21 protein-coding genes are annotated in these 25184 nt (G+C 71.3%); 4 read left to right on the top strand and 17 right to left on the bottom strand.

Features of this window, described 5'->3' with window-relative positions:
• Window positions 1-3: 3 nt before the first annotated feature.
• The 10 genes from narI to ACYVC6_RS08365 form a co-directional block, all read right to left on the bottom strand.
• A complete protein-coding gene (gene narI / locus ACYVC6_RS08320) occupies window positions 4-732 on the bottom strand; it encodes a respiratory nitrate reductase subunit gamma (protein WP_460712841.1) in 729 nt (242 codons plus the stop codon).
• On the bottom strand, window positions 732-1388 hold the full coding sequence (gene narJ, locus ACYVC6_RS08325; protein WP_460712843.1) for a nitrate reductase molybdenum cofactor assembly chaperone: 657 nt from the start codon (window positions 1386-1388) through the stop codon (window positions 732-734). Before narJ ends, narI begins: the two co-directional genes overlap by 1 nt.
• Entirely contained in the window at window positions 1385-3055 is a 1671-nt protein-coding gene (gene narH / locus ACYVC6_RS08330; protein WP_460712845.1) for a nitrate reductase subunit beta, read from the bottom strand. The genes narJ and narH overlap by 4 nt, the downstream gene beginning before the upstream one ends.
• A complete protein-coding gene (locus ACYVC6_RS08335) occupies window positions 3055-6780 on the bottom strand; it encodes a nitrate reductase subunit alpha (RefSeq protein ID WP_460712847.1) in 3726 nt (1241 codons plus the stop codon). Before ACYVC6_RS08335 ends, narH begins: the two co-directional genes overlap by 1 nt.
• Window positions 6777-8039 carry an MFS transporter gene (locus tag ACYVC6_RS08340; protein WP_460712849.1) on the bottom strand — a complete coding sequence of 421 codons (1263 nt, stop codon included), beginning with the start codon at window positions 8037-8039 and terminating at the stop codon, window positions 6777-6779. Before ACYVC6_RS08340 ends, ACYVC6_RS08335 begins: the two co-directional genes overlap by 4 nt.
• A 10-nt stretch (window positions 8040-8049) precedes the next feature.
• Entirely contained in the window at window positions 8050-11394 is a 3345-nt protein-coding gene (gene cydD / locus ACYVC6_RS08345; protein ID WP_460712851.1) for a thiol reductant ABC exporter subunit CydD, read from the bottom strand.
• Window positions 11391-12407, bottom strand: coding sequence for a cytochrome d ubiquinol oxidase subunit II (gene cydB / locus ACYVC6_RS08350; RefSeq protein WP_460712853.1), 1017 nt, complete (start codon window positions 12405-12407; stop codon window positions 11391-11393). Before cydB ends, cydD begins: the two co-directional genes overlap by 4 nt.
• Window positions 12408-12423: 16 nt before the next feature.
• Window positions 12424-13878, bottom strand: a complete 1455-nt coding sequence (locus ACYVC6_RS08355) for a cytochrome ubiquinol oxidase subunit I (protein ID WP_460712855.1) — start codon at window positions 13876-13878, stop codon at window positions 12424-12426.
• A 146-nt stretch (window positions 13879-14024) separates the two neighbouring features.
• Window positions 14025-15002 carry an Acg family FMN-binding oxidoreductase gene (locus ACYVC6_RS08360; protein WP_460712858.1) on the bottom strand — a complete coding sequence of 326 codons (978 nt, stop codon included), beginning with the start codon at window positions 15000-15002 and terminating at the stop codon, window positions 14025-14027.
• Window positions 14999-15592, bottom strand: a complete 594-nt coding sequence (locus tag ACYVC6_RS08365) for a CBS domain-containing protein (RefSeq protein WP_460712860.1) — start codon at window positions 15590-15592, stop codon at window positions 14999-15001. Before ACYVC6_RS08365 ends, ACYVC6_RS08360 begins: the two co-directional genes overlap by 4 nt.
• 148 nt (window positions 15593-15740) lie before the next feature.
• Between ACYVC6_RS08365 and ACYVC6_RS08370 the strand changes: the two genes are divergently transcribed.
• Window positions 15741-16391 carry a response regulator gene (locus ACYVC6_RS08370; protein WP_460712862.1) on the top strand — a complete coding sequence of 217 codons (651 nt, stop codon included), beginning with the start codon at window positions 15741-15743 and terminating at the stop codon, window positions 16389-16391.
• A 7-nt stretch (window positions 16392-16398) separates the two neighbouring features.
• On the opposite strand, the gene ACYVC6_RS08375 is transcribed toward ACYVC6_RS08370, so the two are convergent.
• Window positions 16399-16800 (bottom strand): pyridoxamine 5'-phosphate oxidase family protein, encoded by a 402-nt coding sequence (locus ACYVC6_RS08375; protein ID WP_460712864.1) that lies wholly within the window; start codon window positions 16798-16800, stop codon window positions 16399-16401.
• Between the two features lie 111 nt (window positions 16801-16911).
• Between ACYVC6_RS08375 and ACYVC6_RS08380 the strand changes: the two genes are divergently transcribed.
• Complete coding sequence (locus ACYVC6_RS08380; RefSeq protein WP_460712866.1) at window positions 16912-18606, top strand: sensor histidine kinase; 1695 nt, start codon at window positions 16912-16914, stop codon at window positions 18604-18606.
• A gap of 24 nt (window positions 18607-18630) precedes the next feature.
• Here the strand turns inward: ACYVC6_RS08380 and ACYVC6_RS08385 are convergent, their stop codons facing one another.
• The 4 genes from ACYVC6_RS08385 to ACYVC6_RS08400 all read right to left on the bottom strand — a co-directional run bounded on the left by ACYVC6_RS08385 (window position 18631) and on the right by ACYVC6_RS08400 (window position 22502).
• A complete protein-coding gene (locus ACYVC6_RS08385) occupies window positions 18631-19209 on the bottom strand; it encodes a flavodoxin family protein (RefSeq protein ID WP_460712868.1) in 579 nt (192 codons plus the stop codon).
• A 63-nt stretch (window positions 19210-19272) separates the two neighbouring features.
• On the bottom strand, window positions 19273-20505 hold the full coding sequence (locus ACYVC6_RS08390) for a hypothetical protein (RefSeq protein WP_460712870.1): 1233 nt from the start codon (window positions 20503-20505) through the stop codon (window positions 19273-19275).
• A gap of 1 nt (window position 20506) precedes the next feature.
• Window positions 20507-21199 (bottom strand): RNA polymerase sigma factor, encoded by a 693-nt coding sequence (locus ACYVC6_RS08395; RefSeq protein WP_460712872.1) that lies wholly within the window; start codon window positions 21197-21199, stop codon window positions 20507-20509.
• Window positions 21186-22502, bottom strand: a complete 1317-nt coding sequence (locus ACYVC6_RS08400) for a hypothetical protein (RefSeq protein ID WP_460712874.1) — start codon at window positions 22500-22502, stop codon at window positions 21186-21188. Before ACYVC6_RS08400 ends, ACYVC6_RS08395 begins: the two co-directional genes overlap by 14 nt.
• Before the next feature lie 137 nt (window positions 22503-22639).
• On the opposite strand from ACYVC6_RS08400, the gene ACYVC6_RS08405 reads away from it, so the two are divergent.
• Window positions 22640-23296: a calcium-binding protein gene (locus tag ACYVC6_RS08405; protein ID WP_460712876.1), complete on the top strand. Its 657-nt coding sequence runs from the start codon at window positions 22640-22642 to the stop codon at window positions 23294-23296.
• Window positions 23297-23307: 11 nt separating this feature from the next.
• Window positions 23308-24102, top strand: a complete 795-nt coding sequence (locus tag ACYVC6_RS08410) for a calcium-binding protein (RefSeq protein ID WP_460712878.1) — start codon at window positions 23308-23310, stop codon at window positions 24100-24102.
• Here ACYVC6_RS08410 and ACYVC6_RS08415 read toward each other — a convergent pair.
• Together ACYVC6_RS08415 and ACYVC6_RS08420 are read right to left on the bottom strand one after the other, a co-directional pair.
• Entirely contained in the window at window positions 24091-24966 is an 876-nt protein-coding gene (locus ACYVC6_RS08415; protein ID WP_460712880.1) for a TIGR03619 family F420-dependent LLM class oxidoreductase, read from the bottom strand. The genes ACYVC6_RS08410 and ACYVC6_RS08415 overlap by 12 nt on opposite strands.
• A gap of 71 nt (window positions 24967-25037) precedes the next feature.
• On the bottom strand, window positions 25038-25181 hold the full coding sequence (locus tag ACYVC6_RS08420) for a GPGG-motif small membrane protein (RefSeq protein ID WP_460712882.1): 144 nt from the start codon (window positions 25179-25181) through the stop codon (window positions 25038-25040).
• Window positions 25182-25184 lie beyond the last annotated feature (3 nt).

The following is a 25184-nucleotide window of genomic DNA, read 5'->3' on the forward strand; positions in this document are numbered from 1 at the left end:
CGCTCACCCCACCCGGTCCCAGCCGCGACGCGGCCGGTGTGAACCGAGCTGCTGGTCGTCGCGGGAGCGGTAGACGATGTAGGGCCGGGTCAGGTAGCCGACCGGCGCCGAGAAGACGTGCACGAGCCGGGTGAACGGCCACAGTGCGAACAGCGCGAACGCCACCAGGGCGTGCAGCTGGAAGCCGAGCGGGGCCTCGGCCATCAGCTCCGGCTCGGGGTTGAAGGCCAGGAACGAGCGGTACCAGACCGAGACCCCCTCGCGGTAGTTGTACTCACCGCCCAGGGTGAAGATCGAGCCGGCGATGGTGTTCCACATGCCCAGCACGATCGCCGCGCCGAGGAACAGGTACATGACCTTGTCCATCCGGGTGGTGGCCGAGAAGACCGGCCCGACCGTACGGCGCCGGTAGATCAGGATGACCAGACCCACTGTCGCTGCGATGCCGGCCAGCAGCCCGCCGATGACCGCGACATAGTGGTAGAGGTGGTCGTCCATGCCGACCGCTTCGGTCCAGCTGCGCGGGACCAGGAGCCCGATGACGTGACCGCCGACCACGCCGAGCATCCCGAAGTGGAACAGCGGCGAGCCGATCCGCAGCATCCGGTCCTCGTAGAGCTGCGAGGACCTGGTGGTCCAGCCGAACTTGTCGTAGCGGTAGCGCCAGAAGTGCCCGACGACGAAGGTCGCCAGACACAGGTAGGGGACGATCACCCAGAGGAACGTCTCCATCAGCGGGCTCCTCCCACGGACGGGGCAGGGAACGACGGCATCGGCAGCGCCGTGGGGCCGGAGGAGTACGGCGTCAGGCCGACCTCCTCCTCGGGTGGCCCGTCGGCCGCCAGGCGGCGGATGGCCTCCCACTCGTCACCCCGCAGCGGCGGCAGGGTGGAGGTCACGGCCTCGATCGCGCCCGCCCAGCGTGACCCGGCCTCGGCCAGCGCGATCCGGAGCAGCTCGAGCCCGGCGCGGTGGTCGAGCAGCAGCTGGCGACCCTGCTCGGGGTCGACGGTGGCGGCGTACTCGAGCACCACGCAGAGGTGGTCGGGCAGCTCGGTGTCGGTGAGCTCGAGGCCCGAGGCGAGATAGGTCTGCTTGAACCGCAGCAGCGCCATGCCGCGCTTGCGGGTGTCGCCGTGCGCGAAGTAGGTGAGGAAGAGGTTGTGCCGGCGACGGGTGTCGAAGGTCTCGACGTAGTCCGCCTCCAGCTCGACCAGCGGGGTCTCCCGGAGGTGGACGACGCACGCGCGGAGCGGGCCGCCGAGGCGGTCCGGCAGCCCGGCGGAGGCCCGCTCGATGGCGTCGAGACGCTGCAGCAGCTCCTCGTCCGGATAGCCGAGCAGGAGTGATGCCGCCTGCCAGGCCGTGGTCAGCTCGCGCCGGTTCACGGCGTCTCCCTCTTGTCGGCGGGCTCGTCGTCGCGGGGCGGGAAGAGCCCGCTGGGACTGCCCTTGCCGTCCCAGTTGAGCAGGTTGACCCGGGCCGCCTTGTCGTCCGGCGCGGCCAGCGAGTCCGACGTCTGCCGCTCGCGGAGCATCTGGAAGTTCTCGACCGCGATCGGCGTCAGCCCGCCCGACCCCTCGCCGAAGATCTCCGGGTTGCCCCCGCCGTACTCCGACACCGAGCACTCGGTCGCCAGCTCCTCCAGCGAGTGCGCCTGCTCGGCGTGCGCCGGTGGTACGACGTAGCGCTCGTCGTACTTCGCGATGGCGAGGAGCCGGTACATGTCGTACATCTCCTCCTCCGTCATGCCGACCGCGGCCGGGATCGACGGGTCCGGCTCCCGGCCCATGTTGATGTCGCGCATGTAGGAGCGCATCGCAGCGAGCTTCTTGAGCACCCGGTCGACGGGGGCCACCTCGCCGGCCGTGAAGAGCTCGGCGAGGTATTCGATCGGGATCCGCAGCGCGTCGATGGCGGCGAAGAGGTTGCCCTTGTCCTCGGCGTCGTAGCCGGTGTCCTTGACCACGTCGACCACCGGCGAGAGCGGCGGGATGTACCAGACCATCGGCATCGTCCGGTATTCCGGGTGCAGCGGCAGCGCGACCTTGAACCGGTTGACCAGGGCGTAGATCGGCGACCGTTGCGCGGCCTCGACCCAGTCGCGCGGGATGCCGGCGGCCTCGGCCTGGCGCTGCACCTCGGGGTCGTTCGGGTCGAGGAACACCTCGCGCTGGGCCTCGTAGAGACCGTGCTCGTCGGGCGTGGAGGCGGCCTCGAGCACCTTGTCGGCGTCGTAGAGCATGAGCCCGATGTAGCGCAGCCGGCCGACGCAGGTCTCCGAGCAGACGGTGGGCAGGCCGACCTCGATCCGCGGGAAGCAGAACGTGCACTTCTCGGCCTTGCCGGTGCGGTGGTTGAAGTAGACCTTCTTGTAGGGGCAGCCCGAGATGCACATCCGCCAGCCTCGGCACCGGTCCTGGTCGACCAGGACGATGCCGTCCTCGCTGCGCTTGTAGATCGCGCCGCTGGGGCAGGACGCCGCGCACGACGGGTTGAGGCAGTGCTCGCAGATCCGCGGCAGGTAGAACATGAAGGTCTGCTCGAACTCGAACTTCACCTTGTCCCCGATCTTCTTCAGCATCGGGTCGTGCTCCAAGGTGGCGGCCGACCCACCGAGGTTGTCGTCCCAGTTGGACGACCAGGTGATCTTCATGTCCTTGCCGCTGAGCAGCGACTTGGGCCGGGCGACGGGGGTGTGCTCCTGCGCCGGGGCGTCGGTCAGCGTCGCGTAGTCGTAGGTCCAGGGCTCGTAGTAGTCCTGGATCGTCGGCATCTTGGGGTTGGAGAAGATCGTCAGCAGCCGGCGGAGCCGGCCGCCGCCCTTGAGGGTCAGCCGGCCGCGCTTGTTGACCGTCCAGCCGCCCTTCCACTCCTCCTGGTCCTCGTAGCGCCGGGGGTAGCCCTGGCCGGGGCGGGTCTCGACGTTGTTGAACCAGACGTACTCGGTGCCGGTCCGGTTGGTCCACGCCTGCTTGCAGGTGACCGAGCAGGTGTGGCAGCCGATGCACTTGTCGAGGTTCATCACCATCGCCATCTGGGCCATGACCTTCATCAGTAGGTCACCTCCTGGCTCCGCTTGCGGATGACGGTCACTTCGTCGCGCTGGTTGCCAGTGGGACCGAGGTAGTTGAAGGCGAAGGACAGCTGGGCGTAGCCGCCGATGACGTGGCTGGGCTTGACCAGGATCCGGGTCAGGGAGTTGTGGATGCCGCCCCGCTTGCCCGAGGTCTCGGCGATCGGCACGTCGATGAGCCGGTCCTGGGCGTGGTGCATGTAGACGGTCCCCTCGGGCATCCGGTGGGAGACGATCGCGCGGGCCACGACGACACCGTTGCGGTTGACCGCCTCGATCCAGTCGTTGTCCTCGACGCCGACCTTGGCGGCGTCCTTGTCGCTCATCCAGATCGTCTGGCCGCCGCGCGAGAGCGACAGCATGAACAGGTTGTCCTGGTACTCCGAGTGGATCGACCACTTGTTGTGGGGGGTCAGGTAGCGGACGGTGACGCTCGCCTGCCCGTGGTCCTCACCCATCGAGCCGATGTCCGGCTCGCTGAACAGCGCCCCCATGTTGAGCGGTGGCCGGTAGACCGGCAGCCCCTCCCCGAGCTCGGTCATCCAGTCGTGGTCGAGGTAGAAGTGCTGGCGCCCGGTGAGGGTGTGCCACGGCTTGAGCCGCTCGACGTTGATCGTGAACGGCGAGTAGCGGCGGCCACCGGTCTCGGACCCGGACCACTCCGGGGACGTGATGACCGGGACGGGCGCGGCCACCGTGTCGGCGAAGGTGATCTGCTTGCCCTCGTGCTCGGCGGCGAGGTCGTGCAGTGGCGTGCCGGTGCGTTTTTCCAGGGTCTTGAACCCCTGGGTGGCGAGCGCCCCGTTGGTCGTGCCGGACAGGGCGAGGATCGCCTCGCAGGCGTGGATGTCGCGCACGAGGGAGGGACGCCCGTCGGCGGCGCCGCCGCGGACCGGCCCGTTCTTGTGGAGCAGGTAGTCGACGGCCTTCGTCACGTCGTAGGTGACGCCCTTGGTCGTGGTGCCGAGCTTCTCCAGCAGCGGCCCCAGCGCCTGCATCTTGGCGCCCACGGCCGTGTAGTCGCGCTCGACCTCGACGATCTTGGGCATGGTCACGCCCGGGACCGGCTCGCACTCCGCTTCTCTTCCCGGCCGAGGCTTCCAGTCGCGGACCACGCCGTGCGGGTTGGCCATCGCGTCCGGGGTGTCGTGCAGCAGCGGCACCGCGACGACGTCCCTGCGGGTGTCGAGGCGACCGGCGGCCAGCTCGCTGAACTTCGTGGCGATCGTCTGCCAGGCGTCCCAGTCGGTGCGGGTCTGCCACGGCGGCGCGATGGCCGGGTTGAACGAGTGGATGAACGGATGCATGTCCGTGGTGTTGAGGTCGTGCTTCTCGTACCAGGTGGCCGCCGGCAGCACGACGTCGCTGAAGATCGTGGTGCTGGTCTGGCGGAAGTCGAGGGTGAGCAGCAGGTCGAGCTTTCCCTCGGGGGCGCTGTCGTGCCACTCGACCTCCTGCGGCCGCTGGCTCTCGGACGCCTCCGTCGCGCGCAGCGAGCTGTCGGTGCCGAGCAGGTGCTTGAGGAAGTACTCGTTGCCCTTGCCGGAGGAGCCGAGCAGGTTGGCCCGCCAGATCGCGAGCACCCGCGGGAAGTTCTCCGGGGAGTCCGGGTCCTCCGCGGCGAACCGCAGGTCACCCGACTTGAGCTGCTCCACGACGTGCTCGGCCACCGGCTTGCCGGCCGCACCCGCCTCGTCGGCGAGGTCGAGCGGGTTGCGGTTGAAGGTGGGGTAGGACGGCATCCAGCCCATCCGGGCGCTCTTGGCGATCACGTCGGCCGTGCTCATGCCGGCCAGCAGCCCGCTGCCGGTCTTGGCAGCGACGGTGTCGGCGCCGAAGGTGTCGTAGCGGAACTGGTCGGTGTGGAGATACCAGTACGCCGTGTGGATCATCTGCCGGGGCGGGCGGCTCCAGTCCAGGCCGAAGGCCAGCTGCGCCCACCCGGTGACCGGGCGGCACTTCTCCTGGCCGACGTAGTGGGCCCAGCCGCCGCCGTTGACGCCCTGGCACCCCGTGAGCGTGGTCAGCCCGAGGAAGCCGCGGTAGATCGTGTCGGAGTGGAACCAGTGGTTGGTGCCCGCGCCCATCAGGATCATGGACCGGCCCTTGGACTCCTCGGCGTTCTGCGCGAACTCCCGGGCGATCCGGGCGGCGGCGGACGCCGGCACGCCGGTGATGGCCTCCTGCCAGGCCGGCGTGTAGGGCGCGGTCGCGTCGTCGTAGGACGCGGCATAGCCGCTGAGCCTGTCGCGGCCCACGCCGTACTGGGCGAGCATCAGGTCGAACACCGTGGTGACCAGCCGGTCGCCGATCCGGCGTACGGGGATGTCGCGGGGGAGCGACCCCGGGGTCCCGTCGACGTCGTCGAAGCGAGGCAGCTCGACCGAGACGGTCTCGCCGCCCGGCTCGAGCACTGACAGCCGCGGGTCGACCTCACCGAGGTCGAGGTTCCACTTGCCGACGCCGGCGTCACCGAACCGGTCGCCGAGGGAGCCGTTGGGCACGACCGGCTCGTTGGTCCGGGCATCGAGGAGGACGGTCTTGAAGTGGGCGTTCTCCTCCGCGGCGTGCGCCGGCAGGTCGGCGGCGGTGAGGAACTTGCCGGCCCGGTAGGTCCCTGGCGCGCCGGCCACCTCGTCCAGGGAGACCAGGTAGGGCAGGTCGGTGTATTTCTTCGTGTAGTCCGCGAAGTAGGGCGTCTCCCGGTCGACGAAGAACTCCTTGAGGATCACGTGGCCCATCGACACGGCCAGCGCCCCGTCGGTGCCGGGCGCGATCGCCAGCCACTCGTCGGCGAACTTCACGTTGTCGGCGTAGTCGGGCGCGACCACGACGACCTTCTGGCCGCGGTAGCGGGCCTCGGTCATCCAGTGGGCGTCGGGGGTGCGGGTGACGGGCACGTTGGAGCCCCACATGACCAGGTAGCCCGCGTCCCACCAGTCACCGGACTCCGGGACGTCGGTCTGGTCGCCGAACACCTGGGGCGAGGCGACCGGCAGGTCGGCGTACCAGTCGTAGAAGCTCAGCATCGAGCCACCCACCAGCGAGGTGAACCGGGCGCCCGAGGCGTGGGAGACCATCGACATCGCGGGGATCGGTGAGAAGCCGGCGACCCGGTCGGGGCCCCACTTGCGGATGGTGTGGACGTAGGCCGCGGCGACCATCTCGGTCGCCTCGTCCCAGGTCGCGCGGACCAGGCCGCCCTTGCCGCGGGCTGACTTGTAGGCCTTGGCGCGCTGGGGGTTGTCGACGATGTGCGCCCAGGCCTTGACCGGGTCGCCGCCGTGCTGCGACTTGGCCTCGCGGTACATCTGCAGCAGCACGCCGCGGACATAGGGGTAGCGCACCCGGGTGGGGGAGTAGGTGTACCAGGAGAACGCCGCGCCGCGGGGGCAGCCGCGCGGCTCGTACTCCGGCTTGTCGGGCCCCACCGACGGGTAGTCGGTCTGCTGGGTCTCCCAGGTGATGATCCCGTCCTTGACGTAGACCTTCCACGAGCAGGAGCCGGTGCAGTTGACCCCGTGGGTCGAGCGCACGACCTTGTCGTGGCTCCAGCGGTCCCGGTAGAACTCGTCGGCCCCGCGGCCGCCCTTCCTGACCATGGTGCGCAGGTCGTCGCTCACGTCCGCTCTGGTGAAGTAGCGCCGGGTGCCGACCAGCAGGTCGGAGATCGGGTCGTCGAGTCCAGGGCGGGCAGGCGTCACGAGGGGGGTCCTCCTGAGGAGTCGTGGGCGGCGGCGGTCCGGCGGACCACAGTCAGGGTGAGGAGCAGGGTCAGTGCGGCGGTGACGGAGAGCAGGATCAGCCCGATGGCGTAGGACTCGGTGCGGCCGTAGACGTAGCCCATGATCAACGGCGGCACGAAGCCGCCGAGACCACCGGCCGCGCCGACCAGGCCGGTGACACCACCCACCCTGGTCGGGTCGGTCACCCGGGCGATGAGCGCGAAGGTGGCGCCGCTGCCGCTGCCGAGCGCGGCGGCCATCGCGAGGAAGGCCACGGTGCCGACACCGTCGAGCGGCGGGGTGCCGGCCGAGATCGCGGCGCAGACGACCACCACGCCGTAGCCGGCGGAGAGCACGGGGATCGGGCCGAACCGGTCGGAGAGCCAGCCGCCCACCGGGCGCATCAGCACCGCGACCACGACGAAGCCGGCCATCCGGTTGGCCGCGTCGGCGGGGGTGAGCCCGTGCGCGGTCTTGAGGTAGGCAGGCAGGTAGACCGAGAAGGCGACGTAGCCGCCGAAGGCGACCGCGTAGAGGATGCACGCCTGCCAGGTGATCGACAGCCGGGCGTTGGCGTTGAGCCGGGCCGCCAGGCTGGTCGTCGGGACGACACGACCCGGCGCGTCGCGGAGCAGCAGCCAGGCGGCAGCGGTGTAGGCGGCCAGGACGGCGGCGGTGATCAGGAACGGCGCCTTGTCCCCGACGTTGGTGTAGAGCTTCACCGTCGTCAGGGCGCTGATGGCCGTGCCGCCCATGCCGGCCCCGAAGACCCCGACCGCCAGCCCTCGCCGTTCGGGCGGGAACCACGCGTTGACGAACGGGACACCGACCGCGAACGCCGTGCCCGCGATGCCGAGGAAGAACCCGCCCACCAGCAGCAGGGCGAACGACTCGAGGGCGACGAAGGCGATGAACAGGATCGGCACGATCGTCACCGCCGAGATCACCGGGAACATGACCCGGCCCCCGTAGCGGTCGGTGAGCGCACCCACCAGGATCCGCCCGAGCGAACCGACGATGACGGGGACCGCGACCAGGAGCGCGACGTCCGACTCGCTCAGGTCGCCGAGGGTGCCCTGCTCCCGGAACAGCGGGCCGAGCGGGCTGATGAGCGCCCAGGCCCAGAAGTTGACCGCGAACCCGAGGGTGGCGAGTCCCAGCATGAGGTAGGGCGTCCGGGGCCCGATGCCCGCGCCGACGGTTGCCCCGCCCGTGGTCCCGCCTGTGGTGGTTGTCATGGTTGCCCTCTCAGAGGTATCGCGGTTCGCGGTGCGCGGGCAACCCCCCTTCGGGTCGACCCGCCGTTCCGAACACCGGGTCGTCGAGCCGGACCACGCGGTCGGCGAGCTCGAGGCCGACGTCCGCGTGGGTGATCCAGAGCACCGAACGCCGCCGCGGGCCGGACAGGACCTCGGCGGCGAGCTCGGTGGCGGTGGCGTGGTCGAGGTGCGCGGCGGGCTCGTCGAGCACCAGCACCGGCTGGTCGGCCAGGAGCGAGCGGGCCATGGCGATCCGGGCCCGCTCGCCGCCGGAGACGCCTGCGTGGCCGTCGCCGACCCAGGTGTCGAGGCCATCGGGCAGCGACGCGACCCAGGGGCCGAGACGGGCGTCGGTGAGCGCCTGCGCGACCTCGGCATCGGTGGCCTCGTGGCGCGCGAGCCGGACGTTCTCGACCAGCGTGGTCGCGAAGACGTGCGGGTCGTCGTCGACCAGGCCGGTGATCCGGCGTACGTCGTCCAGGGCGACGTCGCGAAGCGGCCGGCCGCCGTGGGAGACCTCGCCCTCGTCGGGGTCCAGGAAGCGCATCGCCAGCGCGGCGAGCGTGCTCTTGCCCGACCCGGACGGGCCGACCAGGACCACCCGCTCACCCTCGGCGACTGCCAGGTCGAGAGGCTGGGTCGGACCGGCCCCCCGGTCCCAGCGGGCCCGGGCGTGCTCGACGGCGAGCTCGTGGGACGTGGGCGGCGGGCCGGGCACCGTGTCGCGGACCGCCGGGGCGGTGTGCTCCCAGCGGGCCAGCCGGTCGGCGGCCGCGTCGGTGCGGACGGACAGGGTGCCGGCGTCAGCGAGCGCAGTCGCCGGGTCAGCCAGGGCCAGCGGCAGCAGGACCAGCAGCGCCATCATCGGGCCGGACAGGCGTCCGTCGGCGACGGGTCCGGCCGCCAGATAGGCGATCGCGGCCATCGCGACCCCGGCGGCGGCGGGCACCAGCGCTCGGGCGGCGGCCGTGGTGGATGCGCTCAGCTGCGCGCTGCGGCCGAGCCGGTCGCTGAGCTCGACGACCCGGGCCGCGGCCGTCGGTCCGGCCTGCCACATGCGCAGCTCCCGGGCGGTCTGCACGACCTCGACGGCCGCCGCGGACAGCGCCGCCCGGGTCTCGACCGCCAGCCGCTCGGAGCGGCGCGCGCCGAGCCTGGCCACCACGAACGCGAGCGAGGAGACCAGGCAGCACATCGCGACGACGAGGCCGGCGGCCGGCAGGAGGTAGGTCGCGACGGCGGTGGCGATCAGCGCGGCCACGGCGTAGCCGCGGACCGGCATCAGCACGCGCAGCTCGCGGTCCACGACGCAGTCCACGTCGTCCACCACCGACGACAGCACGTCGCCGCGCCGCCTGCCGAGCCGGCCCGGAGTGAGTGGGACCAGGGCGTCGTAGACCCGCACCCGGCGCTCGGCGAGCAGCCGCAGCGCGGCGTCGTGCGAGCGCAGCCGCTCGGCGTACCGCAGCACCGGACGGGCCAGGCCGAAGGTGCGCACCCCGACAATGGCGACCAGCATGGTGAGCACGGCCGGGTGGGACGACGCCTGCACGATCAGCCAGCCGGCGGTGGCGGTCAGGGCGACGCCCGAGGCCGACGCCAGCCCGCCGAGCAGGGTGGCCAGGCCGAAGCCGATGGTGGGGGCCGGCTCGGTGTTGGTCGGCTCGGGGCGGCGGGTCCTGGTCGCGGCCGGGACCACCGCCTGCGGCGGCACTGGCGGCGGGGCGGGCAGGGCGAGCACATGGTCGGCGACTGCCACGAGAGCCGGCCGGTGGGCCACGACGACCACGGCACCGCGCCGGCTCAGGGCGAGCAGCGTGTCGGTGATGACCTGCTCGGTGAGCTCGTCGAGGTGTGCCGTGGGCTCGTCGAGGAGCATCCACGGCCGGTCGGCGACGACGATCCGGGCGAGGGCGAGACGAGCACGCTCGCCCGCCGAGAGCGTGGTGCCGTCCTCGCCGAGGGGCTCGTCCAGCCCGCCGGGCAGGGCGCGCACCCGCTCCTCGAGCGCCACCTGGGCCAGCGCGTCCCAGAGCTGCTGCTCGGAGGCGTCGGGAGCGCCGAGGCGCAGGTTGTCGGCGATGGTGCCGGCCACGAAGTGCGGCCGCTGGGGGAGCCAGGCGACCTGGGCCTGCCAGGCCGGTCCGCCGACCGGCCGGCCCTGGGCGATCAGCTCTCCGTCGCCGAGCGGCATCAGCCCGGCGATCGCTTCGAGAAGGGTCGACTTCCCGCAGCCCGACGGACCGGTCACGACGGTGAGCCCGCGCGAGGGGATGGCCGTGACGAGGTTGTCGACCGCCGGCTGGGTGCGCCCGGGGTGGGTGAGGGTGATCCCGCCCAGCACGAGGGCCGCATCGGCCGGGGCGGCCGCGTCGACGGGCGAGGGACCGTCGGCCTCCAGCAGGGCACGCACGTCCTCGAAGGTGGCGGTGCCCTCGGCAGCGGCGTGGAACTCCGCGCCGACCCGCCGCAGGGGCCAGTAGGCCTCGGGAGCGAGGAGCAGCACGACCATCGCGGTGTGCAGGTCGAGGGATCCGCCGGCGAGCCGGACGCCTGTCGTCACCGCGACGAGGGCCACCGACAGGGTGGCGACCAGCTCGAGCACGAGCGAGGAGGCGAAGGCGATCTTCAGCGTCTCCAGCGAGGCGCGCCGGTAGCGGTCGCTGACCTCCGCGATCCGGGAGGACTGGGGACGGGCGCGGCGGAACGCGACCAGGGTGGGCAGGCCGCGCACGACGTCCAGGAAGTGCCCCGACAGGGCGCCCATCTGCCGCCACTGCGACCGGGCCCGGTCCCGGGTGGCGAGCCCGACCAACGCGCCGAAGACGGGGACGAGCGGGAGGGTGGCCGCCACGATCAGCGCGCTGAGCAGGTCCTGGCTGGCGATGACCAGCACCGTGAGGACCGGGAGGAACGACGCCAGCACCATCGCCGGCAGGTAGCGCGTGACGTAGGGCTCGATGGCCGCGACGCCGCGAGTGAGGAGGACCGAGGCGGCGCCGCTCCCAGGCGCCGCCTCGGCCTCGCCCGGGCTGCCCCCGACGACCCGGGTGACGAGCTGTCCCCGAAGGGAGCTCGCCACCGTGGTCGCAGCCCGGGCGGCCGCCACCTCGCCGCGCCAGCCCACCAGTGACCTGCCAAGGAGGAGCAGGACCACCAGTGCGGCGGGCACGGTCACGGAGCGGCCGTCCAGCACCGCGATGACCAGCGCGGTGACCGCCCAGGCCTGGGCGATCACCACGACGCTGGACACCGCGCCGTAGCCCACGACGGCCAGCAGGGCGTCGCGCGCGGGCCTCAGCTGGCGCAGCAGCCAGGGGTCGGTCGGCCTCACAGCCGGGACATCGACTGTGTGGTGGGGATGTGGTGCACCGCGATCCGCTTGCGGAACACCCAGTAGCTCCAGGCCTGGTAGGCCAGCACCACGGGCGTGAAGATCACCGCCACGACGGTCATGATCTTGAGCGTGTAGTCGGTGGCCGAGGCGTTCGTCGTCGTCAGGCCCAGGCCGTCGGACAGGCTGGTCGGCATCACGTCGGGGAACAGGCCCAGGAAGAGCCCGGCCACACCGAGGCCGATCGCGGCGAAGGTGCCGATGAAGGCCCAGCCCTCACGGACCCGGGTGATGGCCAAAAGCCCGCCCACCAGCGCCACGGCAGCCAGCACGAACGCGACCGCGGAGCCGACCGAGCCGGTGCGCGCCTGGGTCCAGCCCAGGAACGCCACGGTGACCACGGCGGCAGCGAGGCCGACCCGCAGGGCGAGCTCGCGGGCCCGGACCCTGATCTCACCGTCGGTCTTCAGCGCGATGAACATCGCGCCGTGGGTGAGGAACAGCAACAACGTGGTCGCCCCGCCGAGCAGCGCGTAGGGGTTGAGCAGGTTGAAGAACCCGCCGACGTACTCCATCTCGGAGTCGATCGGCACGCCCCGCAGGATGTTGGCGAACGCGACGCCCCAGAGGAGCGCCGGCACGAACGAGCCGACGATGATCGCCAGGTCCCAGTTGCGGCGCCAGTCGTCGTCCTCGCGCTTGGCGCGGTACTCGAACGCCAGCCCGCGGACGATCAGCGCGAGCAGGATCAGCAGCAAGGGGAGGTAGAAGCCGCTGAACAGCGTCGCGTACCACTCCGGGAAGGCAGCGAACGTCGCTCCGCCGGCGACCAGCAGCCAGACCTCGTTGCCGTCCCAGACCGGGCCGATCGTGTTGATGAGGACCCGACGCTCGGTGTCGGAGCGCCCGAGGATCGGCAGCAGCATGCCGACGCCGAAGTCGAAGCCCTCGAGGCAGAAGTAGCCGACCCACAAGACGGCGATCAGGATGAACCAGACGGTGGTGAGCTCCATGATTGTCTCTCCGCTCTCAGTAGGCGAAGGCCAGCGGCCGGTCGGGGTCGGAGGGGTCGTCGTCCTTGGCTTCCGGAAGCGGCTCGGCCCCCTTGCGGATGTAGGTGAGCAGCAGCCTCACCTCCACGACGGCCAGGAGCCCGTAGACCAGGGTCAGCAGGATCAGCGAGGTGAGCACCTCACCGGTGCTGACCCCCGGGGACACGGACTGCTCGGTCGTCAGGAGCCCGAAGACCGACCAGGGCTGGCGACCCACCTCGGTGAAGATCCATCCGAAGGAGTTGGCGAGCAGCGGCAGGAACGGCAGGGACACCGCGGCGGCCAGGAACAGCCGCCCGTCCGGCGCCCGGCCCCGCCGGGTGGCCCAGAGCACCCACGCACCGACGGCCATCGCGACCAGGCCGAGCCCCATCATCAGGCGGAACGTCCAGTAGGTCAGCGGGATGACGGGCGTGTAGTCACCGGGCGAGTAGTAGCCGGCGCCGGGGTCCTGGCCGTAGGTCTCCTGGTACTCCGCGCGCAGCTCGTCGATGCCCCGGACCTCGCCGCTGAAGCTGCCGTTGGCCAGGAAGGAGAGCAGCCGCGGAATCTTGATCGCGAACTTCTCCTCGGAACCGTCCAGGCTGCCGATGGTGAGGATCGAGAACGCGGCCGGGTCTTCCGTCTCGTAGAGCCCCTCGGCCGCCGCCATCTTCATCGGCTGGACCTCGGTCATGATCTTGCCCTGCACGTCGCCGCTGACCAGCACGCCCAGACCGCTGACGAGCAGGATCACCGCTCCGGTTCGGGCGGCCCTGCGGTAGAGCCCGGCGTCGCCGGTGTCGACCGCGTCTTCCGGCTTGCGGTGCCGGCGCAGCTGCCAGATCGCGACGCCGACGACGAAGGCGGCGCCGGTCATGTATGCCGACAGCACGACGTGCGGGAAGGTCACCAGCTGGACCTTGTTGAACAGGACCGCGGCGAAGTCGGTCATCTCGGCTCGGCCGGTCTCCTCGTTGTAGCCGAAGCCAACCGGGTTCTGCATCCACGAGTTGGCGGCGAGGATGAAGTAGGCCGAGAAGAGCGTGCCGATGTGCACCAGCCAGATGCAGGCGAGGTGCACCTTCTCGGGCAACCGGTCCCAGCCGAAGATCCAGAGCCCGAGGAACGTGGACTCGAGGAAGAACGCGAGCAGCCCCTCGACGGCCAGCGGGGCACCGAAGACGTCGCCCACGAACCGGGAGTAGTCGCTCCAGTTCATCCCGAACTGGAACTCCTGCACGATCCCCGTCACCACGCCGATGGCGAAGTTGATGAGGAACAGCTTGCCGAAGAACTTCGTCAGCCGCAGCCACTGCTCGTTGCGGGTCCGCAGCCAGGCGGTCTGGTAGCCGGCGATGATCGCCGAGAGACCGATGGTGATGGGGACGAAGAGGAAGTGGTAGACGGTGGTGATGGCGAACTGCCACCGGGCGATATCGGTCGGGTCCACGAGGGAGTCTCTCCTGGGTCAGCTCGGTCGGGCCGAGAGCTACGCGGTCTTCGAAGCACGCTAGGGAGAGGCGCCGCCCGCCCCCACGGGCCGAGGACTCTGCGGCGCGGGACCAAGGTCCCGTGGAGGGCGAGGGTTCGTGCCGGTCATCGCGGGTCGAGGACCTCGTCCAACGGCCGCCGACCGGTCCGGGTGAGCTGGCTGCGGCTCAGGGCCTGCCAGCCGAGTCGCACCAAGAGGTTGGGGACCGCAAGGCCGCCGAGCACCTCGTTCTGGAGCGAGCTCCGCGTCTCCTCGACCTCGATCACCTGGCTCAGCGGCACCACGGACAGGCCGTCAAGCGTGGCCCGCAGCCACAGGGCGCTCAGCGCCTCGCCGGTGCGCAGCCAGTCCTCCGGCCCTTCGGCGTAGCCGCACAGGAGCACGACCCCGTCGGAGGTCTCCAGCTCCGGGTTCGGGTCGTCGAGCACGCCGGTGTCGAACCGGGACGACCTGGCCAGCGTGGTCGAGGCGTCCTCCGCGGGCAGCACCGCGGAGGGGATCCCGTCCGTCGGCCCGTGGTCGATCCAGGTCTCCTGCTCCTGTGCCACCCGCTGGTCGCGGCGCTGCCGCTCGCGGGCGCGGTCGACCAGCCGGTCGAGCCGGAAGCGGTCGGTCACGTCCACGAGCGGTACCGCATGGACGCCCCAGGCGCCGGCGGTCCGGGCGAACGCGTGCAGCATCTCCTCCGGGACCGGCCACGATGTGAACCGCCTCCGGTCCGTGCATCGCTCGCGCACGGACAGCAGCACCTCACCCGCGTCGTCGGCGACGTCGCCGGGTGCTAGCGAGATGGTCGCCAGCCGGTTGGACTTGGATCCGGGGCCGTCGGGACACCGGGCCACTGTCGCCTTCCAGCCGAGGGCACCCGCGACCACCTGCGCGTGGTGCAGGGCGGCCCCGCAGCTGATCACCAGGTTGCGTCCCTGTGGGTCGCTCGCATCGAGGACCCGGGACGGATCGGCGTAGAGGTCCAGGCCGTCATCCGTGGTGCGCCAGACCCATGGCTGGGTGTTGTGCACGCTGGGGGCCCGGCAGGCGAGCTCGACCAGCGTGCGCAGCACCTCCTCCGAGGGACCCGTCACGTCTTCACCTGCACGGCGACCACACCCAGCACCGACTCGGCGACCGCCCGGGCGGTCATCCGGTAGGGCGAGTCCTCGGGTCCGGACAGGTCGACCTGGCCGTCGTTGACCGCGACCAGCCAGTCGCCGAGGCCCACCTCGGTCAGCATCGCGTCGACGTCGCGCTCGATCTCGTCGTCGGAGCGCGCCAGGACGCGGACCACGTCGCTGCGGCTGAGCATGCCCGCCAGGCGATGGTGACGATCGACGACAGGGACGCTCTTGATCCCCAACGTGGTCATCAGCTCGACCGCCGCGGCCAGGTCGGTCTCCGGGGCCACGGTGACCGGATGCGTCGACATCACGTCGCCGACCACGCGGGGGCGGTCACGCCACTCCTCCTGAGTCGGCCACTCGTGGGTGCGCTGGTCGGGCTGGAGGAGGTCGCGGATCAGGTCGGCCTCGCTGACCATTCCCTCGATCCGGGCGGCGACGTCGAGGACGGGGGCCGCGGTGATCTGATGCCGCTCGAGCAGCGCCAACGCCTCCTTGACGGAGGTGTCACGAGTGACCGTGACCGCCTGGTCGGTCATGACCTCGCGGACCAGCATGACGCACCTGCTCTCGCTCGTACGGGGGATTCCTGCGTGGAATGTGCCAACTCTGTGCCGTCGCAGGGCGGGGGAGCAGGGACCTTGGTCCCGTCCACGGAGGCCGATGAGCCTGTGTCTTCCTGGGGATGGTGTCTACGGTGTGCACATGGCGAACGACACGTCCCCGATCCGGGTGTTCCTCCTCGACGACCACGAGGTCGTCCGACGCGGCATCAAGGAGCTGCTCGAGTCGGAGGGAGACATCGAGGTCGTCGGCGAGTCCGGCCTCGCCCAAGAGGCGGTCCGCCGTATCCCGGCCCTGCGGCCGGACGTGGCGATCCTCGACGGACGGCTCCCGGACGGCACCGGCATGGAGGTGTGCCGCGACGTCCGGTCGGTCGACCCGACGATCAAGGCACTCATCCTCACGTCCTACGACGACGACGAGGCGCTGTTTTCCGCGATCATGGCCGGGGCCGCCGGATACATCCTCAAGCAGGTGCGCGGCAACGACCTGGTCGACACGGTACGCCGGGTCGCCGCCGGGGAGTCGACCTTGGACCCCTCGGTGACCGCCCGCGTGCTTGAGCGGGTCCGCAACGGACCTCCGCGCGACCAGCAGCTCGAGGCTCTCACCGCGCAGGAGCAGAAGATCCTCGAGCTGATCGGGGAAGGGCTGACCAACCGCGAGATCGCCGAGCGGATGTACCTCGCCGAGAAGACGGTCAAGAACTACGTGAGCTCGATGCTCGCCAAGCTGGGACTCAGCAGCCGGACCCAGGCGGCCATCTTCGCCACCAAGCACCAGCAGTCCTGAGCGCGGCTCAGTTGCGGCGGCGGAGCCGGCGTCCGGTCACCTTGTCGATGTCGATCGTGAGCTGGGCGGCCTTGGCGCCGACCGGCCACACCTCGGGGGCGGGGGCTCCGGGACGGACCAGCCCGACCGAGGCACGGCCGAGCATCACCACGCTCCAGCCGAGCCGGCTGTCAGGGTCGTAGGCGTCCACCTCGAACGCCACCCGGCTGTCGTCGCACTCGCGCGCGAGCGCGGAGTAGGCCGCCGTGCGGACGTGCACCGAGCGACCCTCGAGCGTGAAGTTGACCGGCACGACGGAGGGTCCGGCGGGGCCGGTCCAGACCAGTCGACCGACCGGCTCGGTGGCCGCGAGACGTAGGCACTCGGCCTCGTCGAGGTCGATCAGCAGTCTGTCCTCCGAGGTTTCCATGTCCGGCAGTGTCACCCCGACGGGACTCCGCCCGGAGGGGCCGCAGGTCCCGAATCGGCGGGGCCGGACGGCCTGCACATACGGGCCCCCGTTCGTTGCTAGCGTTGTCAGGTGGCTGACGAGGGACAGCTTGCCGGTGTGGAGCTCGACGACCTGCTCCGCGAGCTGCTGACGCGCGTTCACGGGGTGCTCGACGAGCAGGCCAGGCTCCGGCTGCTGCTCGACGCGGTGGTGACGATGGCCGCCGACCTGACCCTCGACGGGGTGCTCTCCCGGATCGTTCTCATCGCGAGCAACCTCGCCGATGCGAAGTACGCCGCGCTGGGCGTGCTCGATGTCGGGCGGGACCGCCGGTTGCGGACCTTCATCCACCACGGGATGTCCCAGGAGCAGGTCGTGGAGATCGGTGACCTGCCGTCCGGGCACGGGCTGCTCGGGCTCATCATTGACCAGCCGGAGCCGCTGCGCCTGCACGACCTGACCGCTCACCCGGCGTCCTACGGCATCCCGCCCGGACACCCCCCGATGACCTCCTTCCTCGGGGTTCCGGTGCGGATCCGCGACAAGGTGTTCGGCAACCTGTATCTCACCGAGAAGGCCGGGGGCGTCGACTTCACCGAGCAGGACGAGCGGATCGTGGTTGCGCTGGCCGCGGCCGCGGGCGTGGCGATCGAGAACGCCAGGCTCTACGAGGAGGCCGCGATGCGCCAGGAGTGGCTCGCGGCGACCGCTGAGATCACCGGCGTCCTCGCCGACCAGGACTCCCAGCACGACTCCCTTCAGGTCGTGGCGGACAAAGCCCGTGCCGTGGCCTGTGCCGACGTGGCCTGGGTGGTCGTGGGGCGCGACCCCGAGTCGCTCGTGATGGAGGTGGTGTCGGGCATCGACGCCGACCGCGACGCGCTCCACGCGCTGCCCATGTCGGAGTCCCTGTCGGCACGGGTGGTCCGCAGCCAGACCGTGCTCACCGTCGAGGACCTGGGCGCCGAGCTCGGAGTCATCGACCCGGCCGCTGAGCTGGGACTGGGGTCTCTCGGTCCGGCCATCGTCGTACCGCTCGGGTCGGGCAAGGGCGTGGAGGGGGCGTTGACACTGGGCTGGCTGCCCGAGAACGCCTCCCGGGCGGAGCTGGTCGACCAGGCCCTGCCGGCCAGCTTCGCCGAGCAGGCCACGCTCGCCCTTCAGCTGGCGCGAGCACGCGAGGACCAGCAGCGCCTGGTGCTGTTCGAGGACCGCGACCGGATCGGGCGCGACCTGCACGACCTGGTGATCCAGCGCCTGTTCGCCGTGGGTCTCGGACTCGAGAGCGTCGCCCGCTCGTCCACCGACCCGAAGGTCACCGAGCGCCTGACCACGGCGGTCGATGACCTCGACGGGACGATCAAGGACATCCGGCGGACGATCTTCGCGCTGGGCTCGCTGGCGGACTCGGCAGACCTCCAGGCGGAGGTGACACGCCTGGTGGACCGGGCCGCGGCCACCTTGAAGTTCCGGCCCACGCTGGTCATCGAGGGCCCCCTGCGCACCCTCGTGCCGCCGCTCGTTGCCCCGGACCTGCTGGCTGTCCTCGGGGAGTCGTTGTCCAACGCGAGCCGACATGCCGATGCCTCGTCGGTCTCGGTCACGGTCAGCGTCGGCGACGAGGTCCGGGTGGTCGTGACTGACGACGGTCGCGGGATCGCCGAGGACGCCCGGGAGAGCGGCCTGGGCAACATCCGCGAGCGGGCGCTCAAGCGCGGCGGCACCTTCACGGTGACCTCTGCGCCCGGCGGTGGCACCACCGTCGACTGGCGGGTGCCGCTCTAGTCCTAGGTCTCGCGGCAGCTGCAGCTAGATCGCGACGACCGCGCCGCGCTCGAGGCACAGGGCACCGATGTGCCGTCCCCACCCCGTGGCGCGGGCCAGCTCGCCGGCGGCGAGGGGGCCGCTGATGTCCTCGACCAGGAAGTACGCCGGGTGGTCCAGGACTTCGAAGCCCTTGGCCCGGGCCAGGCGGCGGGCCGCCGGTCCGGCGGCCATCGGCAGGCGGCGGACCTTGCTCACCCGGGTGTCGAACACGGCGACCGGCGGTGGGTGCTCGCCGTCGTGGCACTCGCCCAGCCACTCGCGCATGCCATAGCCGGCCCGCTCCGCGTCGGCGCCCTGGCGGACGGCGTCCTCCCGGGTGCTCGGCCGGCTCAGCGAGAAGGCATGGGTGGGCGCGCCGACCACGAGCAGCGCCAGGTTCGCGGGCAGCTCGGCCGGAGCGGTCGTGACCCCGAGCACCTCGACCTCGAAGCCTGCGAGGTCGAGGCCGAGGGCGACCGCGGCACCGACCTGCTGGGTGTTGCCGAACATCGACTCGACGACGACGAGGGCCCTGGGGCGCTCGTGGTCCGGCGCGGCGTCGTGGGCGGCAGCAGTGGTCATGGTTCGACAATGCCTCCGACCGGCAGTCCCACCCAACGGCCGGAGGTCACCGGGCCGCGGGACCTATGCCCCCCGGCTCGGGGTCGGCTCGTCCTTCGGCGTCTGCGGCTTGGTGACCACGACCGATGTCTTGTCGGCGGTGTGCTCGTCGGTCGCCTCGAGCAGGGCGGCGTACCGCGCCTTCTTAGTCTCCTGCTCGACCTGGAACGTGACGGTCCCGTCGGGTCCGAGGATCCCGGTGGCGAGAGTGACGCGCTCGCCGTCGCGCCAGGTGTAGAGGCGGACCACGTCACCCTGCTGCCCGCCGGTGGCGGCGGCCGCCATGGTCACGGTGTCGTCCGCGACCGACGGCGACAGCGTGAGCTCGGGGTGCATCCTGACCCGCCAGCGGTCGCTCTTGGCGCCCTTGGTCTTCAGGCGCAGCACCGTGTTCTCGTAGACCGGCGGCGCCGACATCGACACCGTGCCTTCCTCGCTGCTGGTCGTGGAGGCGACCCGGCGCCAGACGCCGTCCTCGAGCTGCATCAACGCGACCTGGACGTCCGCCACCGCCGACCCGTCGTCGTCGCGGACGACCCCGGAGAACTCCGGCGACGTGGCGTAGTCGACCCGGTGGCTGGTGCCGGCGATGCTCACCGTGGCCGGGGCCGGCGCCTCCGGCGCCGGGGGCGGCGTCGGGGTCGGGGTCGGCGTGGGGGTCGGGCTGGGTGTCGGCGAGGGGGTCGCGGTGGGGGTGACGGACGGCGTGGGAGACGGGTCGTCGGACGGCGCCTCGCTCGGGTCGTCGGACGCCGCGTGGCTCGGGTCGGCCTGCCCGCTCGGCTTCGGGTCCCCACTGCCGGGCTTGGTGACTTCAGCGGTCGGCGTCGGCTCAGGTGCCGGGGTCGCGGTCGGGATCTCCGCGTCGGACGGACTCGGGTCGGTGTCTGGGGCGGTCTCGACCCGGTCCCGGCGCGCCGGTGTGGGCGGGGGCACGTGGACCGGCCCGAGGACGTCGTGGGCGAACTGCTGCAGAGGTTCGGGCAGGTTCGCGGTGTAGGCCGCGGCGACGCCGCCGCCCGCGACGGCGATAGCGATGCTCAGCGTGGTCCCGGCCCCCAGCCGGCGTGCGGCGCGGCCGCCCGAGCGGCGTGGTGGACCGGGAGAGAGGGGGGTGACCCTGCTGCCGCCGCGCGTCTCGCGGAACATCGCGAGGTAGTGCTCCTGGTCGGCCAGCTCGCTCGGCGTGCCGGGCTCGCGGAGCGATCGCACCAACGGTTGGTCGTCGAAGGGGTCGTCGTCGAACGGCTCGGCCATGTCACACCACCTCTCGTGAGGTCTCTGTAGGGGAGGCCGCGCGCTGGTCGCGCGCGAGGGTCTGCAGCGCCCGGTGCACGGTCACCCGCACCGTGCCGGGCTTCTTGTCCAGGATCTCGGCGACGTCGGCCACGTCGAGTCCGGCGACCACGCGGAGCATCACCATCTCGGCCTGCATCGCCGGCAGGGTGGCCACGAGCCGCAGCGCGCGGGCCGTGTCGTCGTTGGTGATGGCAAGGTCCTCTGCGCTGGGAGCGTGGTGCCGATGCGGGTCGGGATGCAGCTCGGTGACGTCGGCGACGGGCACCGTCGGCCGACGGGTGCGGGCCCGACCGGCGTCGACGGCGCGGTTGCGGGCGATGGTGAAGAGCCAGGCCCGGAACTCGCGGGCGTCACCCACGAACGTCTCGAGTCCGCGCAGCACATGCATCCACGTCTCCGAGGCGAGGTCTTCGGGACCGTCGTCGCCGCGCACCCGGAGGTAGCGCAACAGCGGCGGATGGAGCGTCTTCCACACGGTGACGAAGGCGTCCTCGTCCCCGGAGCGGGCGGCGTGGAGGGCGGCGGTGAGGTCGTCCTCGGGCAGCCCACGGACCCGAGAGCGCGTGATCTCGGGTCCGTGGGCGGCTTGGTCGCGGACTTCGTCCAGCGCCGGCTCCTTCCGGGGGTCGCGGCGGATCTCAGTTGACCACAACCCCGCTGACGCTCGGCGCGAGGCGGTGGCCGCCCGCGAACGAGAGGCGGTAGCTGGCGCCCTCCGAGATGGGCTCCAGGAACTTCACCTTCCCGCGCTTCTTGGTGCGGGCCGAGTCGATCGCGGTCCAGGTCAGCCCGTCCTCGCCCAGCAGCTCAAGCGAGACGATGCGGCCCGCGATCGGCCCGCCGCCACCGCGGAGGACGCCGCTGACGGCGTACCCCTCCGGGGTGGTGCGGCCGCGGATCGACAGCGAGGTCGCGGTCCGGACGACGACCCGGACGTTGTCGCTCACGGCCCGCGGGGGAGTGCCCTCGGAGTGCCGGACCAGCAGCCGGTAGACCGTGGTCCGCAGGGGCGACTGGACGAACGACACCGCGCCGAGCGGGTCCGTGGTGCCGGTCGCGACCACGCTGAACCTCCCGTGCCGCCCAGGGTGGCGGGCGAGCAGGTCGACGGTCGCACCCACGTAGGGCGCACCCTCGTAGGTGACCAGGCCGGACACCGTGCTCGACTCACCCGGGTTGATGGGGCTGGGTGAGGCCGAGGCGCTGATCTCCGGTCGGACCCCGATGCGCACGACGCCGCTGCGGGCCGGCCGGAGCAGTCGCGTGCCCTGGAACTTCAGGCGGTAGGCAGTCTTGACCGTCGGGCTGACCGGGAACCGGACCACGCCGTCGCGGTCGGTCCGGGCCGTCGCCACCGGTGCGAACGGGTTGCCGGCCGTGCGGGCCAGGAGCAGGATCTGGCGGTGGGGGATCTCGACCCCCCGGGCCAGCAGCTTGCCGCGGACCAGGCTGTCGCCGTCGTGGTCCACGGGACGGTCGGTGGCACGGATCGACAGCGTGGTCTTGATCCGCTCGGGGGTGCCGTCCCCCTGGCCGGGGCCGACCACGATCCGGGCGACTCCGCTGCGGCTGGCGCGGGTGTCGGCGTCGCCGGGGTAGTACCAGCGGTAGCGGGTGGTGACCGCGGGAGCGACCTGGAGCTTCAGCCCGCCGCGGGGTCCGGCCGTGGCGGTGCCGATCGCGGTGAACGCCGCGTCGTCCGCGGTCTTCGCCTCGAGGGTCACCAGCCGACCGGGCTCGTCGTCGCTCTTCTTGATGTTGAGGTTGCCGCGGACCTTGGTGGTCTCGCCTGCCTCGACCCGGCGGTCGTTGACCCGGATCGAGATCGTCGTCTCGTTCTTGACCGCACGCTCGGGCGCGCTCGCCGAGGCCGGCGCATTGGTCATGCCGGCCAGCGCCGGGGTGGCAGCGACCGCCACTGCGACGACCGTGCCGAGGAGGGACCTCCACGTCATGGTCCTGGTCCCTGTGCTGTTCCTGCTCATCCAGACTCCACCTCTCCGGGCCCGAGCGGACCGCCGTCACACCCAAGAGCGACGGGAGGTCTCGTTGCGTTACAGGCGGCGCGGCGTCAGGTCGTTAGAGTCACGCCATGACCCCTGTTCCCAAGCTGGCCGTCGGCGTCCTCACGGCAGCCGCGCTCGTGCTGAGCATGTCGCTGCCCGCCGAGGCCCTCACGCTGGTCGGCAACGGCAAGGCCAACACCCTCAAGGGCAAGGGCGGCAACGACACGCTCAAGGGCAAGGGCGGCAACGACCTCCTCAAGGGCGGCGGCGGCAACGACAAGTCCTACGGCGACGGTGGCAACGACGTCATCAAGAGCGGGGACGGCAACGACCACTCCGAGGGCGGCAAGGGCGACGACGTCATCAAGGGCCTCAACGACGACGACACCCTCATCGGCGGCCCCGGGAACGACAAGGTCCAGGGTGGCGCCGGCAACGACACCATCGACGGTGGCGACGGCAACGACGACCACGACGGCGGCGACGGCAACGACCGCATCACCGACGGACCCGGTGACGACAAGATCTCCGGCGACGCCGGCAACGACGTCATCGTCCTCGGCGAGGGCAAGGACATCGTCTTCGGCGAGGAGGGGTCCAACACGGTCTACGTCACCGCCGACGGCGTGCGTGACGAGATCTACTGCGGCGAGGGCCCGAACGACACCATCGTCTTCGTGGGTGGCCGTGGCGATGCCAACATCGACTACATCTCCAACTGCGAGATCGTCCAGACGCAGTAGGGGGGCCGCCGATGTCACACCCATGGGCACGCGCGCTCGCGGCCGCGGCCGTCTGTGCCGCCGTCGCCGGCGGCGCGTCGGTCGCGCGGGCCGCCACCATCAACGGGACGGGCGGCAACGACACCATCAACGGGACGGGCGGCAGCGACACCCTCAAGGGCAAGGCCGGCAACGACACGATCAAGGGCAAGGCCGGCAACGACACCATCGTCGCCGGTGGCGGCAAGGACACGGTCGACGGCGGGCCCGGCAAGGACAAGCTGACGCTGGGTGCCGGCAGCGACAAGGCCTACGGGCAGGCCGGCAACGACAAGATCCGGGGTGGCGGCGGCAACGACACCGCCGAGGGCGGCGCCGGTGACGACGTGCTGCTCCTCAACGACGGCCGCGACCACGCCATCGGGGGTGAGGGCGACGACCTGATCACGACCACCAACGACGGCGACTGGCTCGAGGGCGGTGCCGGCGACGACAAGCTCGCGGCCGGCAACGACGACGACCTGGTCGACGGCGGTGAGGGCGACGACGACATCAACGGTGGCCTGGGCAACGACCAGATCTCCGACGGGCCGGGCAACGACAAGGTCGTCGGCGACGACGGCAACGACGTGATCACGCTGGGCGCCGGCGAGGACATGGTCTATGCCGAGGCAGGCGACAACCGGGTCCTGGCCACCAGCGACGGGTCGGTGGACATCATCTACTGCGGGCCGGGCCCCGCCGACGTGTTGACCTACACCGGGTCGGTCGACCCGCTGGACGTCACCGACGGCTGCGAGACGGTCACCGTCGTCCTAGCGTCCTGACGCCCCCAGCGGAGCGATGACCTCCTCGGCGAACCGGGTCATGCCCTCCAGCTTCTGCTCCAGCGTGGCCTCGGTGCCGAAGTAGTACATCCACGGCATCGTCATGCAGTCGGTCACGCCCCCCTCCTCGGCCCGGGCGAAGTGCTCGGGCAGGAAGGCATCGGTCAGCGCGACGATGACCGCGAAGTCGCCGGTCGCGCCCCGCCCGCGGCGTAGCTCGTCGAGGCGCCGGGCCCAGCCCATCGCCTCGTCGGTCCGGTACATGTCGCCGACCCAGCCGTCGTGGCGCGCCGCGCGAGCGAGCGCGATCTCGGACAACCCGCCGACGTAGATAGGGATCGGCGCCGTGGGCGTGGGCTCCATGACGAGCCGAGGCGCCTGGTAGTAGTCGCCGGAGAACTCGACCCAGCCGGGCTTCCACAGCTCCTTGAGCAGAGCCAGGCCCTCGTCCGTGCGCTTGCCGCGGGTCCGGAAGCTCTGCTCGAGCAGCTCGAACTCCTCCTCGCACCACCCGATGCCGACGCCGAGGGCCACGCGGTTGCCGGAGATGACCGCTGCGGTGCCGACCGACTTGGCGACCTGGAACGGGTTGCGGGCCGCCGGGACGTAGACGGAGGTGAAGAACCGCAACCGGGTGGTCACGGTCGACAGCGCACCCGCGAGCACCCATGGGTCGGGCCACTCGGCCTCGAAGCCCCAGCGCCGGGTGCCGTCGGGCGTGTAGGGGTAAGGCGTGCGCAGCGTCTCCAGGTCGACGACGTGGTCGGGCATCGCCAGACTGTCGTATCCCAGCCGATCGGCTGCCTTGGCGATCTCGACGAGCTGCGCGGTCGGCATGTAGGCGGTGCTGATCGAGAAGCGCACAGACGCAGCGTAGTCGCCAGGTAGAACGTGTTCTACCTAGCGACTACGCCGGCTGGATGTGTGGCTGAGGCCTAGGTGAAGACGCTGACGCCCCCGGGGCCGACGAGCAGGCCGACGACGATCAGGACGATTCCCATGAGCCAGGCTCCTCGCACCGCCGTGACGATGCCCCAGACGACCAGGATCACCGCAGCGATCCACAGGATGAACTCCATGAG

The sequence above is a fragment of the Nocardioides dilutus genome (genome assembly GCF_054779555.1).

What these genes read in the sequence shown, in the direction of transcription:
- ACYVC6_RS08340 (WP_460712849.1), bottom strand. Translation starts at nt 8,039, where the DNA reads ATGACAACCACCACAGGCGGGACCACGGGCGGGGCAACCGTCGGCGCG.
- ACYVC6_RS08365 (WP_460712860.1), bottom strand. Translation starts at nt 15,592, where the DNA reads ATGCTGGTCCGCGAGGTCATGACCGACCAGGCGGTCACGGTCACTCGT.
- ACYVC6_RS08420 (WP_460712882.1), bottom strand. Translation starts at nt 25,181, where the DNA reads ATGGAGTTCATCCTGTGGATCGCTGCGGTGATCCTGGTCGTCTGGGGC.
- ACYVC6_RS08370 (WP_460712862.1), top strand. Translation starts at nt 15,741, where the DNA reads ATGGCGAACGACACGTCCCCGATCCGGGTGTTCCTCCTCGACGACCAC.
- ACYVC6_RS08410 (WP_460712878.1), top strand. Translation starts at nt 23,308, where the DNA reads ATGTCACACCCATGGGCACGCGCGCTCGCGGCCGCGGCCGTCTGTGCC.
- narI (WP_460712841.1), bottom strand. Translation starts at nt 732, where the DNA reads ATGGAGACGTTCCTCTGGGTGATCGTCCCCTACCTGTGTCTGGCGACC.
- ACYVC6_RS08385 (WP_460712868.1), bottom strand. Translation starts at nt 19,209, where the DNA reads ATGACCACTGCTGCCGCCCACGACGCCGCGCCGGACCACGAGCGCCCC.
- ACYVC6_RS08375 (WP_460712864.1), bottom strand. Translation starts at nt 16,800, where the DNA reads ATGGAAACCTCGGAGGACAGACTGCTGATCGACCTCGACGAGGCCGAG.
- cydB (WP_460712853.1), bottom strand. Translation starts at nt 12,407, where the DNA reads ATGGAGCTCACCACCGTCTGGTTCATCCTGATCGCCGTCTTGTGGGTC.
- ACYVC6_RS08390 (WP_460712870.1), bottom strand. Translation starts at nt 20,505, where the DNA reads ATGGCCGAGCCGTTCGACGACGACCCCTTCGACGACCAACCGTTGGTG.
- ACYVC6_RS08400 (WP_460712874.1), bottom strand. Translation starts at nt 22,502, where the DNA reads ATGACGTGGAGGTCCCTCCTCGGCACGGTCGTCGCAGTGGCGGTCGCT.
- ACYVC6_RS08405 (WP_460712876.1), top strand. Translation starts at nt 22,640, where the DNA reads ATGACCCCTGTTCCCAAGCTGGCCGTCGGCGTCCTCACGGCAGCCGCG.
- narH (WP_460712845.1), bottom strand. Translation starts at nt 3,055, where the DNA reads ATGAAGGTCATGGCCCAGATGGCGATGGTGATGAACCTCGACAAGTGC.